Source organism: Rossellomorea sp. ABR4_004 (assembly GCF_056159585.1).
This window is the reverse complement of the sequence record NZ_JBSWVM010000001.1, coordinates 1,446,008-1,460,646: the sequence shown is the minus strand read 5'-3', so window position 1 is coordinate 1,460,646 and position 14,639 is coordinate 1,446,008. Positions and strand designations below refer to the sequence as shown.

The following is a 14,639-nucleotide window of genomic DNA, read 5'->3' as shown; positions in this document are numbered from 1 at the left end:
AAAAGAGTAGGAATCCTATTTTATAATGGGCTCCTACTCTTTTTCTCTATAATCCTTTTGTTAACAGAGGAATACGCTTACGATACTTTTTAATTAACTTTTCGTTATGATCATCTGCGCCATCCACGTTTCCACTGATGAAGATAGGCGGTTCAATTCCGTCTATGACCATGTTTTCAATGGCACCTGCCATGATGCTGTTCAATATCGCCGCGCCGATGACGGTTGAAGTTGGAGAGAATGGAACAGACACTCTTGGGTCAGTCAGTACTGCATCTCCTACAACGGAGTGATTATTAATGGCAAGATCCACTACTTCACTCAGAAATTTACCACTGGGATGTCGGGACATCTCCTTCTCTACGTAATCAAAGGAACTGATGGACACAACATAAGCCCCCATTTCTTTGGCGTGAAGAGCTACTTCGATGGGAACGGGATTTTTTCCAGAAGTGGAGAGAACGATCACCACATCATGGGGCTGAATATCTTGCCCATTCATAAACTCACCCGCATACCCTTTCGCTCTTTCTAACTGAGAAGAACGTACGGCTCCTTCATGAAGCATGAGTGGCTCAATCAAAATTGGATTGATCGGAACCAGTCCACCTGCTCTGTAGAACACCTCTTCTCCAAGGACGTGAGAGTGACCGCATCCGAAGAGCTGAATGATTCCATCTTGTTGGATGGAAGAAGATATCTTTTGAGCAAGCTCTGCCATTTTTTCGGCTTCTTCGGTTTGAACAACATGTAACTTTTCCTGAATTTTTTCAAAGTATGTAGAAATCATTTTCTTCCCGCTTTCTTTTTTTCTTTCAGCATATCATATTTCTTGTGAACGTCTTAGAAGAGGGAATAAATACTGACAAATCCTACAAATACTGCTGCAATGAATGAAAAATAGGCAGAAGCTTTCTTGTTGGAATGATATTCGGAAATTCCCATCACAAACATCATGGCACCTAAAGAAAGGAGCATGATGGTCATAATGAACTCAGGTGGATTCTCACTTACTAACCCGTACAGGGCAAAAGCGATAGCGATGGTGGAAAAAAGGATTCTTAACTTGAACAGCATGATATTCACTCCTGACATTATAGATAAGACAATAATAACATTTATTTCCATCATTCTTAATGGTTTTGTGAATGTATAAAGAGCAGGTGAGAGGCACTTGCGTGTGTAATCTTCTTTTCGCTACTTTTGGTGGTCACCAAACTAGTCGGATTTGCTATATTTAAAGTAGAATCCATTAGAACGAGGAGGAACTTGATATGAAACAAGGAATTATCTCACTGGGTGAAGCACTGATCGATTTCATCCCTCTGGACGAACAAAATACTACCTATCAAAAAAGTCCCGGAGGAGCTCCTGCGAATGTGGCGGTTGGACTGGCTAGATTAGGCGCGAGGTCTACCTTTTTAGGAAAAGTGGGAGATGATGTATTAGGGAGGTTCCTGCAAGAGACTCTTCAGGAATATGGGGTTCGGACCAATCAAATGCTTTTAACTCCTGATGCCCGTTCAGGAGTGGTATTTGTTACGAACGGAGAAGACGGGGAGCGCAGCTTTGACTTTTATATTGATCCAAGTGCCGACCGATTCCTCCAGGTGAATGATATAGACGAAGGGGATTTCTTAACCCATAAAATCCTTCATTTTGGTTCCATCTCCATGATCAGCTCTCCGGCGAAGGAAGCGACGCATCATGCTGTGAAAGTAGCGAAAGAGAATGGCTTATTGGTTTCGTATGATCCGAATTTACGATTAGGATTATGGGATTCTGAGGAAAACGCCCGAGAAACGATTAAGAGCATGCTATCTGAAGCGGATGTATTGAAGATTTCTGAGGAGGAACTGGAATTTATCACTGGTGAAAAGGAGATTGAAGCAGGGGTAGCCAAACTGAAAGCATACAATATTCCTTTCTTGATTATCACGATGGGGGCAGAAGGAAGCTTTGTGTACGTAGGTGATGCTCGGAAGTATGTACCTGCCATGAAGGTGAAAGCAGTGGATACAACAGGGGCAGGGGATGCGTTTGTATCCGGAATCCTCTATTCAGTCCATGAATACACTGGGGATTTTGAATCTTTATCAATTGAAGAAGCAGCAGGCATGGCTCAGTTTGCAGCCGTATCAGGTGCACTTGCTGCCTCAACAAAAGGAGCGATGACCGCTCTTCCGACTTTAGAAGAAGTAAACCACCAACTAGGGAAAGATAAAGGCCGATGAAAAAAGATAAACGGCTGCGAAAAATACCACTGAATAAATGGAAAAGTTTAAGAGTGAAGTAGAACAAGATATATACATTTAGGAGCCTCGAATCAGGCTCGATTTACCATTAGAAAATGGAATCTGTACCATGTAAACTTGAAATAGACTGCCGATACGGTGGTCTATTCTCTTTTTCATACTAGTAGATTGATGTTATAGTAAGATAATATAAATCAGATTTCCTGAAAGGATTTTTCATGATGAATTATAAAATGATTGTACTGGACTTAGATGATACATTATTACGAGATGACCAAACGATTTCAAAGCGTACAAAAGATGCTTTGCTTCTGGCACAGGAAGCGGGAGTGAAAGTTGTCCTGGCATCCGGCCGCCCAACGTTTGGAATGAGATGGGTTGCAAAAGAACTGATGCTTGACCAATATGGAAGCTTTATTCTTTCTTTCAATGGATCGAAAATAATAGATTGCAAGACAAACGAAGAGAAATACAGTCGAACAATATCAGCTGAAACCGTTCATCGCTTATACGATTTGAGTAAACGGGAAGAGGTTGGCATTCTGACATATGCTGATGATGCGATTGTTGTGGAAGAACCAAGTGAATTTGCTTCTATTGAAAGTGAACTGACTGGGCTGCCTGTAAAGGTCGTTCCTAACTTTAAAGAAGTGATTCAGGAGCCTGTTGTAAAGGCACTCATGTTAAAAGAAGCGGGACGATTGGTAGAAGTCGAGAAAAAGCTTCAAGCCGAACTGGAAGGTGAACTGAGTGTGATGCGCTCCAAACCATTCTTCCTGGAGTTTACGCAGTTGGGAGTGACGAAAGGGGCAAGCCTTGACTACCTGATCAAGCCAATGGGCTTTAAAGCAGAAGAGGTCATTGCCATCGGAGACAGCTATAACGACCTTACCATGATTGAATTCGCCGGTCTTGGCGTTGCGATGGGAAATGCTCCCGAGGATATTAGAGAGAGAGCTGATTTTGTTACAGCTTCTAATATGGAAGATGGTGTAGCAGAAGTTGTTGAGGAGTTCGTATTGAACAGATTGTCCCGCGTTTAATGGAATTAGGGTGATTGGAGTCCTTGGATTTGACTCTAGTCACCCTTAAATAGAGCCGAACCTAAAAAATCAGATTCAACCCTCCCCCTACTTATCATCGCACTCCCGATCAATTTCAGGAAGTTGCCTGTTGACTAATTTCGGAGGAAGGGGCTGAATTCCGAGAAAACAGTTGCAGTCTATGCTGATACATTTGTCTGTATGAAAAAGTGCAAATAAGTCATCGACATCATTGGTAATGTATCCGTCGATATCCCTTCCGGCCAGGAGCCGCAGTGTTGCACAGCCATCATCGATATCGATGAGCTTAAAGAATATGGTGCAGTTGGAGTGGAAGTGTGCTCGAAACGGCTCGCTATCTTCCTTTGTGTATAGAATAAATGGAATGGTGTCTACCTTGTCGTATTCACAAATGAACTTGAATTTCTGAGTGGCCAAGTGGGATTGTTCCAGTAATAATTCATTCAGGGTTTCACATATACAGCTATCGTGATGACAAATCATCGCCTCAAATCCTCCTTTCACCTGTCTCTTATCATTAGTGTATTTTGGTCTGGAAAAGTGGTGTAGTGCATATATAACGGTTTAGATTGATTCTAAATAAAATTGAATGTCTTTAGAGGCATTTTTTGCACGCCTCTCTGATTCCTGCACGGACTCCCCGCTCGCCATAACATACCCGTAGCGATGCCCCATGGAAGTTGGAGGGCGAAGTGTTTTTCCATTTTTGGGTTTTATATATACTTCAATGATGCCTTCTTGTTGTTCTGCTATATGTTTTCCAATCACATTTAACAGCTTGCCAGTTTTGTTGACAGTCATGTAGTAGGTGTAGATATGTTTTTCCCACTTGCGTTCGCTTTGGTGCGGTATACTAAGATATACCCTTAACGTTTCTTCCACTATGCTCAGTCCATATGCTTCTTCTATCATTTTGTTCATTGCTCCCCCGGAGATTCGAGGGTTGACTTCAATGAGTTTCCATTTATTCTTCACCAGCCGCATTTCTAAATGACAGCTTCCGTTAACAAATCCCAGGTCATTGACAATCTCTCCAACCTTTCTGACTAGTACCGGATAATGGTATACGGATGAAACACTATACCCGGTGACAATGAATCGTTTATGATAGTCGATTTGCTGTTTGACGACCACTGTGATCACGGGCTTGCGTTCTCTGATGACCACTTCTATTAAGTATTGAGGTCCCTCTAAGTATTCTTCTACAAGAAGGCTTGGAGGTTTTTTACGCTTTAATTTTTTTATGCCTGCAGTCAGCTCATCTTGATTACGAATGAGAAGGACATCTTTTGAACCGTTAGAAACGGGTGATTTTAATACAACAGGATAGGAAAAGGTCTTTACACCATCTTTAGGAAAGGGAGGATCCATTTTAATGAAATCAGAAGAATATTCTTTTCCGGTCAGTTTCGTTCGGAGCACTGTTTTATCCATACAATCAGCAATCGGTTCCAAGGAAATGTCCGTTCCACAAAATTCATTAGACAGCCGGGCTGCTACATAAACGTAAGAATCGAGAAAACTGATGATGCACGCAATTTTCTTTCCTTCCTGCTGAAGTGTGGATATACCCCTCCTGATTTCTTCTTCAAGGCTTAAATCTACTTCGTACATTTCGTCGACATCCTCAAAGAGTTCTCTTTCTCTTATAAACTTCCTGCGGTTAGTAAATAGAATAGTGGAATAGCCCAATTTTTTTCCTGCTTCAATACCGTCCCGTGGGGAGCCTGATTGGTTTGTACCTATATAGATGATGTATTCATTCATGGGGGAAAAGCAGCTCCTTTATGTGTTTAGTCTCTACTCAGTATATGAGCTGTTTTTTGATAAGTATGGGCAACTAAAGGTGAAAACAGATAATTGGACGAGAATTTGCTAGACTCCTGTTAAAAAAAGAAGCAGCTTGACTTCCACCGCAAGGATAGGGTGAATAGGAGGGAAGCAGCTCTATACATATATAAAATATTTAGGGATATCATCATTGAATCAGCCTACACCCCCAAAGTATCAACAGAATAAACTGTACAGTAATGCAATGCTCGTACCCATCCTGAGCTTTGAAAGAGAATATGATAAATGAAGGAGCGTACCTTGAATGAAGTCTATCATTTTTATAGAAACCACTAAGTCAGGTTCAAGCAGGGAAGCAATTAAGACGGCAGACAGACTTGGATTTTATACCGTCCTGTTCACTGAAAGACCAAATTTTGTGACAAAGCGGGAGGAATTTCCCGATGTCCATTTGATGAAATTATGCGATCTCAGCGATATGAATGTACTGCAAAAGGAAGTAAAAACCCTGATTTTGAAAGGGGTAGAAATTTCCGCTATTGTAAGCTATGTCGATCCCCATAGCTACACAGCATGTACTCTTGCCGATCACTTTAATTTAAATCATTTTTCAACTGAAGGAATGAAAAATATTCAAAATAAAATTCAATCACGGGAACTGCTGAAGAATTCATCAGTAACTCCAGAATATTGGACGGTTGTAACAAAGGCGGAAAGTGAGGAGTTAGAACCGAAAATCAAGAATAAGTTCCCTCTGGTCATGAAATCCCCAAAATCTACAGGCTCTAAAGATGTATACAAGGTTGAAAATCTAATAGAATATAGGAAGCGGTATAATACGTTGAGTACCCTTTATGAAAATCAGCCGATATTAATAGAAGAATACCTTCCGGAACCTCAGTATCTGGTGGAAGTGGTGGTTCACAAAGGAAAGGTTCATATTATGGCTGTGATCAAACAGGATATTCAATATAATCGACGCTTTATTGTGATGGGTTATAAATTATTACTGAATCCAAGGGTAAGTTTTTCAAATGGTCTGATGAAAGCGATAAAAGAGATCGTTGCTAAGCATGGGCTCGAGACCGGACCTTGTCATTTGGAGCTTCGCCGTAAAGGAAATCAGTGGAAGTTAATTGAAATCAATGCACGTATTTCAGGGGCCGGAATGAATAATATGATCAAAGCAGCCTATGGAATCAATCTGGTTGAAGAAATGTTGAAAATGGCGCTGGGAAATGATCCGGATTTAACGCCTAAGTTTCAAAAGAATGTGTACATGCAGTACGTCACAGTGGAGAAAAAAGGAACACTTAAGAAAGTCACAGGAAAAAGTAAAGCCCTTGCCTCCCAGGGGGTAGTAGAAGTTTATGTCAAGCCCCGTAAAGGATCAGTGATTACACCGCCATTGTCTATGGGACACCGGTACGCTTATGTAACCGCTGTTGGAAATACAGCAATAGAAGCTGAGGCGAACGCGAAGAAAGCAGCTGCAGAAATTCAGTTTTGGATTAAAGAGTCTCCGAAGGAAAAGATTACAACGATCATTCAATAAGAAAGAGGGAGGGTATGCATTTTCCTCCCTTTTTTTACGTACAAGTCAAAAAACCTAGTAAATAAAAACGCCTTGTTTAAGCTTTTTCGGCTTTAAACAAGGCGTATCATTATTATATTCATTTTTTTCTCTTGGGATGGTGTTCAATCTGAAGGCTGTTATCCAAAAATCTCCTTACAATATTCCACCGTATCCACCATCTCAAGGCCGCTTGCTCCTTTAATCAGAATCGTCCAGTTTGGTTGGATGATTTTTTCTAATTTCGTATTTAATTCATTCATAGAATGTCGGTTAAAGTGAAAGATTCTCAGCTTGTTCATACCAGCTTCTCTTGCGCCAGCTCCAATGTTTTTGGAAAGGTTGCCATAAGTAAAGAGGTAATCAATCTTTTTCTCCGCAACGTATCTTCCTATTTCTTTGTGAACGGCTTCATGTTTATCTCCAAAGCCTGCCATACTTCCCAGTACTGCCACTTTCTTTTCACCCTCCAATTGCGTAAGGACGTCGAGTGCTCCTTTCATGGCATCAGGAAAAGCATGTACTGTATCGTCAATCAGCGTGATATTGCTTTTCAGCTGCATAACATCAAGTCTGTGCTTTGGCTTCTTAACTTCATTCATTCCCTGTTTCATTTCTTCAGGCGTAAAGCCGAGAAGGTCCGCAATGGCGATGGCAAGAAGGGCATTGTATACATAAAATTCTCCATGGTATGGAATGGAAAAGGTATGTGATTTACCAGAAAGTTTTAGGTCAAAGCTGATACCTTTCACGCTGTAGCGCAGATTCTTAGCCTGGTAATCTGAAGGGGAATGAATGCTGACCTTCTTCAGTACTCCTGTGAAATTCTTAGTATGAAGAAGGTTTGAATTCTTGTCATCTCCATTTAAGAATAAATGTCCATCACGATCCATTCCCTTAATAAGCTCCGATTTAGCAGCGGCTATTCCTCTGATATCGCCATTGAAGTTGCCGATATGGGCAGTGCCGATATTGGTGATCGCTCCTATGTTAGGCTGGATTATCTTGCAATGCTTTTGGATTACGCCGGGAAACGCCATTCCATATTCAAGTACAATAGCCCGATGAATGAAGTTGATTTCATCCTGGTGCTTTTCTGTATGATCGGTCCGGTTCCAATAATCACTTGATTCGAAGATAATCCAGCGGGTTCTGAGAATAGATGCGATGAATGATTTGGTTGTTGTTTTTCCTGAACTTCCGGTTACAGCAATGATCGGTCTCTCAACGGAGAAATCTTTATCCATAGTAATCCTCCTTTCATTATTCACTTGGATTTTTCCTTGGCTAAATAGATGCAGTATTGGATGGTGTTTTTGACTACATCCATCTCAAGATAAAAGGTAGGGGGACATCCTGGTCTCCAGTTCACTTCATAGATCCATATTTTCCCCAGGTCATCCAAAGCAACATCAATTCCAAGTTCATCAATACTTTCTGAATAACGTTCCATTTGCAATTCGTCCAAATGCCGGGCAAGGAGCAAAGAAAAGTTTTCTAAATAGCGCTTAATGTTAAAGTAATCATGATCTCCAAATTCCTGCTTCAAAAAAGGAACCAGATAATTCATCGAACCACCGTTGTTAATGTTTGAGACAATCGTTCCCGTTGCGCCGATTCTCGGATAGATAGAGGTAATGACCCATTTTCCATTACCGTTTTTCTGAACGTGAAGCCGAAAATCAAATACGCTCCCATCTTTTGTCCTGCAATTGATATAAGGCTGGACGAGAAAATCCTCTTCTTGAATATGATCTGAAACAAATGCCTTTAATTCATCATAGGAATAAAGATGATCGTCCGTGTTGAGTAACACTCTAAAATCATTTCCGACACGTTCAATATAAATGATAGAGATACCTTTACGCCCGTTTACAGGTTTAAAGACAATTTTCCGATAAGCTTCCAAAAAAGAAAAGAAGTGATTCGTCCCTCTTACGACCTCTGAGGGAATCAAATATTGTGTGAACTCTCCAGCTTCCTTCAGTCGTTTATAAACCGCCATTTTATTGCCGATGGAATGGGTGGTAAATGGAATAGTCTTCTTCAGCTTCTGAATTACGTCATTGGATTTAGCAAGCTTTTCAGGGCTTCCTGTGTTATAGATCACATCAGGAAACGGAAAGGTTCCTTCCACCCACTTTCCGTCTTTATATTCAAATCCGGAAATGGTTTTCGTTATAAAATCTACTCCCCCTGGAGAAAAATAGACCATCTGCGTTCCTTCTGCCTTGGCAACAGCTGCATAAGCGTATGATTTAATAACACTATCAGGATGCTTTCGGTGGTGCAGCATTCCAATTCGAATCAATTGACTAACCTCCTTTAAAATATCTTCTTCCTTACTAGTAAATGATGGTCGTCCCGTTGGGGGAACGACACTTGTGATTAGGTATATGCCTTTTTTACATCGTTCAACTCATGAATAAATGGCATTCCATAAAAGTCTATAGAGATAACTTGTGTGTCCCCTGAAGCTAATCTCCAACCCAAACAGAATGACATTTCCCGAAAGGCTTGCGATGATGGCAGCCTTTCCTTGTGCTTGATCATAGTCAGGCCAGTAGCCTGCAAGTAACGAATCAGGATTATTCTTAAATCTTGCGACCACCTTCATATTGCCGGTATTCGTAAACCAGGCTGGCCGGTATACAAAACCGGTATCTTCAGCGTGATATCCTTTGGTTATGGAATGGTCCTCATAGTGGATCTGCACTAATGCATTTTTATTCCAACCGCCTGAATGAACCTCAGCTTCACTCAGCTCAAGAATAGAAGTCAAGGCCTTAGAAGCACCAGCGCCTATTCCGATCACTTTTCCACCCTGTTTTACAAAGGCATGAAGGTTATTTCGGCAGGCTTCCTGTTGAGCGGGGGATTCAAGTACGAAATCGCGGTAAACACTTCTTATTTTTAATGGAGGATAAAATAAGTGCTCATACCCGTTGTAAATAAGAACATTCACAGAGGATAACGCTTTTTCTGAAGCCAGATCCTTCGCCCTGAATTCCTGGAACGTGATATTCATTTGCTGCAGGGCAAGCTTCAACCCCGAATGAGCCTTTTTATGAAAAAGGCCATCATCTATGAGAATGCCTACAGAAACAGGTGCACCTGCGCTTGTTGCTTCAGGTTTAGAGTCTTTTTCTAAATGTTTGAAGGGTTTCATACCTGCATCTACCTTTTCAAATACAGGGTGACAGTTGACCCCCCAGCTTAATGGAAGACTCCAGGAACAAAATTCAGATATTCTTTCAGATCCTGACGAGAGATCTTCCCCTTTCGTGAGGAAACAGTAAGCTATGTTCGCCCGTGCTTGATTCATTGGAACAATGGTGGTGCCTGCTGAAAATGAATGTCCTTCATACGTGAATTCTTTCGTAGAGGAGTACAGCTTTATTCCATTCTTCTGGAGATGTCGCGTTAGTTTCCTGAATTCTGAATGGCGTTCGTGCTTTTCTGTGAGTACGTAGTATTTTGGAAAATGGTCATGTGGGTGAGTGGGATGAACATTCTTGATTCCACGATGGAAAAAGGCTGCTTGATTTTTGTTTAGTTCCTCTTTGTGCTTTGAAATATGGGTAAGAGCAGCTGAAAGAGCTAAAAGAAGCCAGGTGATGCCATCCTCTGAACGGCTCGGTGATTCAATGGTAATCCCAATCGCACCATGCAGCATCGAATACATCGAACAGCAATATGGACTATAGTCATCCCATCCACCTTTTTCATCACGGTAAGGAATGAATGTCCCTTTTAACGACTTAAACCTCTTAGAAGAAAACGTTTCTTTTTCTGCAATTAGAAAGTCTTCCATGCGCCGAGCAAGGGGCAGTGCCCCCTTCAGATATAAATCATATTCATAAGCCGGGTTGTGAGGTGGGGTACAGGGTTCGATCAATCCAATGTGAGAGGATTTCTTCCATACATACCCATGCAAGTCCAAAACGACGGCTGGCTTTTCTTTCACAATGAGATTGACGATGCTCTCTGTTTCAGGCTGTGATTGTGTGATGAAATCCCTGTTTATATCAAATCCCTCTGCATTATAGCGTGTCTTATGCACATATCCGTCGGGATTACAGCAAATGACACAAAATATAATCAATTCATCCAGCCATTTCGTGCTATCACCATCTTGTTGAAACTTATTCAAAAAACGCAGTAAAGCTGTCGATCCGGTGGCTTCATGTCCATGAATGGAAGCGGTAATGACGATTGGTGTTTTCTTGCGTCCCCCTAAAGAGCCTTTCCTTGTTCGGACTATTTTTGTTCCGGGATCGGCAGGCTTTTGAATCGTAACACACCAAATGTCCCGCCCTTCAATGGACTTGCCGATTGAGGAGAGGGAAAGGAATGGACATTGTTTCGTTTTCTTCTCTATTAATGCTTCTAGTTTTCTATAAGAAAGTATAGTACTTCCCATGTAGTCATAGCCTCCTTTCTATAGTTAATTCAAGGGGAGGTCATTCTGCTATGGACAAGTGTCCCTTTAAGACAAAATGATGCATTTTCACTGCCGGATGACTTTCAAACCTCACCCGATGTTCGACTCAGCCGATTTCCTGACAACCACTAGGAACAGCAAACTTGTGGTAACAGCCTTATATAAATAGCCTTTAGCCGTTTCCTCAGTGAAAACTTGTACATATATTAATACATAGAAGAAGGTTAACAGATTAAGAGAGGTGATCCCCATGGATATATCGATTGAGACATCCACATTTAAGGAGCTGGAGCCTCTCATTCTACTTGCTGGTAAAGATGGAATGAGGGTTAATGACGTACCGGGATCTGTGTGGTTTTGTGCAAAAGTGGATGGAGAGATGGCTGGCTTTGTTTCTTGTTATATAAGAGAGAAGCATGGAAAAGCGGTATTTAAAAGTGATTATGTACGGGGGGAATACAGACGGAAGGGCATCTATCGAAAGCTTTTTGAAACGAGATTGAACTACGTGAAGAAATTCAATGTGAGAAAGATTAAAGCTTCCTGTACGAAAATGTCTTTAGAGTGCTTCTTATCTTTCGGTTTTAAGAAAACAGAAAGCAGGTCAAGGAAATATACAGATGTTTTGATGTTTGTAGATTAGATTACTAGATGAGCAGGAGGAACGAAATGATTACGCTGAAATTAACGGATATCAGAAGGCTGTTGAATGGAAGGCTGGTGAGTGGTTCAGAAAATATGGACATCCAGGATGCGATCATATTCCATCAGCATAAGCTAAAGAAGAGTCATACATTGGTTTTCTTGGATAAAAGGAAGGCGATCAGTGAGAAGAAATGGAAGAGAATGATAAGAAATGCTCCTTGTGCTGTGATAACAGATTATGATCAAGATGCTGTACAAGAGGATGAGGGATTGACCATCATCCAAGTAGGAAATGTAAGAGAAGCCTTTATGAAGTTTGTAACAGACTACCGGAAAATATGCTCACTCCCGATTGTTGCCATCACGGGGACATGCGGGAAAACAACGACCCGGGAGATGCTCACACATATTATGGAGGAGAATCATTCTGTCATTTCAACAGAGTGGAATGATAACGCACCCCATAGGTCTTTTGAATACCTGATGAAGATAAATGAAAGTACAGACTTCGGGATATTCGAAACAGGCTTGGGCGGGCCGGGTGATCTGCGCTATCACTGTAAGGTTTATCAACCGGACATAGGGGTCATTACCAACATCGGAAGTTACCATCTTGATCGTTGCAAGACCTTCGAAGGATACCTTGCAGCTAAAGCGGAAATGCTTGAGGGTCTGCAGAATAAAGGCACGCTACTCTTAAATGCAGATGATCCGAACATTTCTAAAATCAGCTTGGAGGAGTATAAAGGAACCGTTCATTATTTCAGTATCCATAAGCATTCCGACTTCAGGGGAACCTCTATATCCATCAGTGAAGAAGGAACCCGTTTCATCATACAAGCAAACGGCAAAGAATACCCTGCCTTTATCCCTGAAATCGGGGAGCATCACGTCTACAATGGATTGGCAGCTTTACGGGCAGCGATGGAACTCGGGGAAGACATTGAAACGGGAATCAGAAGGTTAAGTAGCTTTAAAAATATTGAAAGGCATTTTGAACTGTGTAAAGGACGGAACGGTTCAACCATCATCGATGATACGTGGAACGTCAACCCTACCTCTTTGAGGGAAGCCATTAAAACACTTTCTATTATAGGAAAAGGGAAGAAACGGGTTGCTCTTCTTGGAAATATCGAGAGGCTTGGAACAGAGTCAAAGGATGTACACAAGCAAATCGGAAAATATGTGGTGGAATGTGGAATAGATGTCCTGATCACGTATGGAAAGAAAGCGCAGTATATAGCGGAGCAGGCAGCAAGGGAGAGTCAAGAGATCATCGTGCATCCTTTTACCAGTATAAAAGGGATGGAAAAAACCATTTTGAATCATCTGGATGAAGACACATATGTACTGGTGAAGTGCCGGGCCGGCAGTAGACCCTTGATGAGAGTAAGAAAACGCTTGATGGAACCCTAGTAAGAAAGGTGAAGGGAGGGGTGAATGGTGAAACGTTTACAACTAAAGGAAGTAATAGAAGTGATGGGAGGATGCTTGGTTCATGGTTCAAAGGATGTAGTGGTGAAAGATGCAGTCATTTATCATCTCCATCCCATCATTCAAAGCCACACCATGATCTTCTTAGATAGAAGGAAGCCATTCAACTATGAAAAAATACAACATCTGGAACCCTTTGTCATCATTAGTGATGCAAGGGATAGCAGGGAGAAATATCAGCAAGCCCTTGCGGTGATTGAGGTAGAAAATATCAGAAAGGCTATATTTGCGTTTGCTGAATATTATAGAAGGTTATTCAATATACCCGTTATTGCCATTACTGGAACGGATGGTAAAACAACGACTAAAGATATGATTGTTCATATTTTAAAAAAGCAGTATTCCGTTCAGTCCACTGTAAGAAGCAGAAATGCGCCAAGGAAGTCCTTCGAATATCTGATGGGAATCGATGAGGATACAGACGTTGGCGTCTTCGAAACCGGCTTGGGGGCTCCCGGGAATCTTCGATATCATTGTGATATTTTCCAGCCTACCATCGGAATCATCACGAACATAGGAATCTTTCATTTGGACAAATGTAAAACATTAGAAAATTATGTTTTGGCAAAGGGAGAAATCATTGAAGGTTTAAAGAACAAAGGGACTTTACTGGTAAATGGTGACGATGAAAATATAGCAACACTTCCATTAAAAGACTATAAAGGGAAGCTGGTTTCCTTTGGGAAATCTGCAGGGACAGATTTGAGAGCTACTGATATTAAAATGGATTCAGGTCAAACCACGTTCACGATGACATATGATGATAAACAATATTCCGTGGTTCTGCCTTGTCTCGGCGAGCATCAGGCTTATAATGCAATGGCAGCGATCGGGGCAGTCATGGATGTGGGTGTGGATATATCCAATGCCATCAACGCGTTACAAACGTTTAATGTGCTGGAGAAACACTTGCAAGTGAAGAAGGCGATCAATGGTTCAACCATCATTGATGATTCATGGAGTTTAACTCCCGGAGCATTAAGAGAAGCTTTGAAAGTTCTTCAATCCATTGCAGATGACAGGAAAAAGATTGTATTGATCGGAGATATCGGGCGGCTGGGAGATCACACGGCAAACACTCATTTAGAAGTGGGTGAGATGATCTCGAGGCAAGACATAGATGTTCTGATAACCTATGGGCATAACGCTAAAAGAGTCGCTGAAAGAGTAGCAGAAAAAAACTTTTTCATCCAAGTATACCCATATTTAAATATTAAAGACGTCTATCAAAAGGTCATCTCATTATTATCACCAGATAGTTTATGTTTGTTTAAGTGTTCAAATACAGATAATGACCTAATGAGCCTCAAAGAACATTTTATCAAGAAAGATGACATGGAAAGGAATCAGCATGATGAACGATAACATTAGAA

Annotated in this window: 13 protein-coding genes; 6 read left to right on the top strand and 7 right to left on the bottom strand. The window is 41.3% G+C overall.

The annotated features are described in order from the left end of the window. Positions 1 to 46: 46 nt before the first annotated feature. The gene (locus tag ACXAF2_RS07705; protein ID WP_475138041.1) at positions 47 to 790 is read right to left on the bottom strand and encodes an SIS domain-containing protein; all 744 of its coding nucleotides are present in this window, start codon (positions 788 to 790) and stop codon (positions 47 to 49) included. A gap of 53 nt (positions 791 to 843) precedes the next feature. Then, the gene (locus ACXAF2_RS07700) at positions 844 to 1,077 is read right to left on the bottom strand and encodes a YczI family protein (RefSeq protein ID WP_475138040.1); all 234 of its coding nucleotides are present in this window, start codon (positions 1,075 to 1,077) and stop codon (positions 844 to 846) included. Between the two features lie 197 nt (positions 1,078 to 1,274). On the opposite strand from ACXAF2_RS07700, the gene ACXAF2_RS07695 reads away from it, so the two are divergent. After that, complete coding sequence (locus ACXAF2_RS07695) at positions 1,275 to 2,234, top strand: aminoimidazole riboside kinase (protein ID WP_475138039.1); 960 nt, start codon at positions 1,275 to 1,277, stop codon at positions 2,232 to 2,234. A gap of 242 nt (positions 2,235 to 2,476) precedes the next feature. Next, positions 2,477 to 3,298 carry a Cof-type HAD-IIB family hydrolase gene (locus ACXAF2_RS07690; RefSeq protein WP_475138038.1) on the top strand — a complete coding sequence of 274 codons (822 nt, stop codon included), beginning with the start codon at positions 2,477 to 2,479 and terminating at the stop codon, positions 3,296 to 3,298. An 87-nt stretch (positions 3,299 to 3,385) separates the two neighbouring features. Here ACXAF2_RS07690 and ACXAF2_RS07685 read toward each other — a convergent pair whose 3' ends face one another. Together ACXAF2_RS07685 and ACXAF2_RS07680 are read right to left on the bottom strand one after the other, a co-directional pair. Further along, complete coding sequence (locus ACXAF2_RS07685; RefSeq protein ID WP_475138037.1) at positions 3,386 to 3,802, bottom strand: CotY/CotZ family spore coat protein; 417 nt, start codon at positions 3,800 to 3,802, stop codon at positions 3,386 to 3,388. An 81-nt stretch (positions 3,803 to 3,883) separates the two neighbouring features. Continuing rightward, positions 3,884 to 5,086, bottom strand: coding sequence for an ATP-grasp domain-containing protein (locus ACXAF2_RS07680; RefSeq protein ID WP_475138036.1), 1,203 nt, complete (start codon positions 5,084 to 5,086; stop codon positions 3,884 to 3,886). A 328-nt stretch (positions 5,087 to 5,414) separates the two neighbouring features. Here ACXAF2_RS07680 and ACXAF2_RS07675 point away from each other — a divergent pair, with 328 nt between their 5' ends. Continuing rightward, a complete protein-coding gene (locus ACXAF2_RS07675; RefSeq protein WP_475138035.1) occupies positions 5,415 to 6,665 on the top strand; it encodes an ATP-grasp domain-containing protein in 1,251 nt (416 codons plus the stop codon). A gap of 158 nt (positions 6,666 to 6,823) precedes the next feature. Here the strand turns inward: ACXAF2_RS07675 and ACXAF2_RS07670 are convergent, their stop codons facing one another. The 3 genes from ACXAF2_RS07670 to ACXAF2_RS07660 form a co-directional block, all read right to left on the bottom strand. Next, positions 6,824 to 7,930 (bottom strand): UDP-N-acetylmuramoyl-tripeptide--D-alanyl-D-alanine ligase, encoded by a 1,107-nt coding sequence (locus ACXAF2_RS07670; protein ID WP_475138034.1) that lies wholly within the window; start codon positions 7,928 to 7,930, stop codon positions 6,824 to 6,826. Between the two features lie 20 nt (positions 7,931 to 7,950). After that, positions 7,951 to 8,994 (bottom strand): YheC/YheD family endospore coat-associated protein, encoded by a 1,044-nt coding sequence (locus ACXAF2_RS07665; RefSeq protein WP_475138033.1) that lies wholly within the window; start codon positions 8,992 to 8,994, stop codon positions 7,951 to 7,953. A 108-nt stretch (positions 8,995 to 9,102) separates the two neighbouring features. Then, the gene (locus tag ACXAF2_RS07660) at positions 9,103 to 11,106 is read right to left on the bottom strand and encodes a DUF2817 domain-containing protein (protein WP_475138032.1); all 2,004 of its coding nucleotides are present in this window, start codon (positions 11,104 to 11,106) and stop codon (positions 9,103 to 9,105) included. Between the two features lie 271 nt (positions 11,107 to 11,377). On the opposite strand from ACXAF2_RS07660, the gene ACXAF2_RS07655 reads away from it, so the two are divergent. Genes ACXAF2_RS07655 through ACXAF2_RS07645 form a run of 3 tightly spaced genes read left to right on the top strand, consistent with a single transcriptional unit; the run spans position 11,378 to position 14,631 of the window. Beyond that, complete coding sequence (locus ACXAF2_RS07655) at positions 11,378 to 11,770, top strand: GNAT family N-acetyltransferase (RefSeq protein WP_475138031.1); 393 nt, start codon at positions 11,378 to 11,380, stop codon at positions 11,768 to 11,770. Between the two features lie 26 nt (positions 11,771 to 11,796). Further along, positions 11,797 to 13,188, top strand: coding sequence for a UDP-N-acetylmuramoyl-tripeptide--D-alanyl-D-alanine ligase (locus ACXAF2_RS07650; RefSeq protein ID WP_475138030.1), 1,392 nt, complete (start codon positions 11,797 to 11,799; stop codon positions 13,186 to 13,188). Between the two features lie 24 nt (positions 13,189 to 13,212). Beyond that, the gene (locus ACXAF2_RS07645; RefSeq protein WP_475138029.1) at positions 13,213 to 14,631 is read left to right on the top strand and encodes a Mur ligase family protein; all 1,419 of its coding nucleotides are present in this window, start codon (positions 13,213 to 13,215) and stop codon (positions 14,629 to 14,631) included. Positions 14,632 to 14,639: the final 8 nt, after the last annotated feature.

What these genes read in the sequence shown, in the direction of transcription:
- ACXAF2_RS07655 (WP_475138031.1), top strand. Translation starts at nt 11,378, where the DNA reads ATGGATATATCGATTGAGACATCCACATTTAAGGAGCTGGAGCCTCTC.
- ACXAF2_RS07670 (WP_475138034.1), bottom strand. Translation starts at nt 7,930, where the DNA reads ATGGATAAAGATTTCTCCGTTGAGAGACCGATCATTGCTGTAACCGGA.
- ACXAF2_RS07700 (WP_475138040.1), bottom strand. Translation starts at nt 1,077, where the DNA reads ATGCTGTTCAAGTTAAGAATCCTTTTTTCCACCATCGCTATCGCTTTT.
- ACXAF2_RS07695 (WP_475138039.1), top strand. Translation starts at nt 1,275, where the DNA reads ATGAAACAAGGAATTATCTCACTGGGTGAAGCACTGATCGATTTCATC.
- ACXAF2_RS07705 (WP_475138041.1), bottom strand. Translation starts at nt 790, where the DNA reads ATGATTTCTACATACTTTGAAAAAATTCAGGAAAAGTTACATGTTGTT.
- ACXAF2_RS07690 (WP_475138038.1), top strand. Translation starts at nt 2,477, where the DNA reads ATGAATTATAAAATGATTGTACTGGACTTAGATGATACATTATTACGA.
- ACXAF2_RS07650 (WP_475138030.1), top strand. Translation starts at nt 11,797, where the DNA reads ATGATTACGCTGAAATTAACGGATATCAGAAGGCTGTTGAATGGAAGG.
- ACXAF2_RS07645 (WP_475138029.1), top strand. Translation starts at nt 13,213, where the DNA reads ATGGTGAAACGTTTACAACTAAAGGAAGTAATAGAAGTGATGGGAGGA.
- ACXAF2_RS07685 (WP_475138037.1), bottom strand. Translation starts at nt 3,802, where the DNA reads ATGATTTGTCATCACGATAGCTGTATATGTGAAACCCTGAATGAATTA.
- ACXAF2_RS07660 (WP_475138032.1), bottom strand. Translation starts at nt 11,106, where the DNA reads ATGGGAAGTACTATACTTTCTTATAGAAAACTAGAAGCATTAATAGAG.
- ACXAF2_RS07680 (WP_475138036.1), bottom strand. Translation starts at nt 5,086, where the DNA reads ATGAATGAATACATCATCTATATAGGTACAAACCAATCAGGCTCCCCA.
- ACXAF2_RS07675 (WP_475138035.1), top strand. Translation starts at nt 5,415, where the DNA reads ATGAAGTCTATCATTTTTATAGAAACCACTAAGTCAGGTTCAAGCAGG.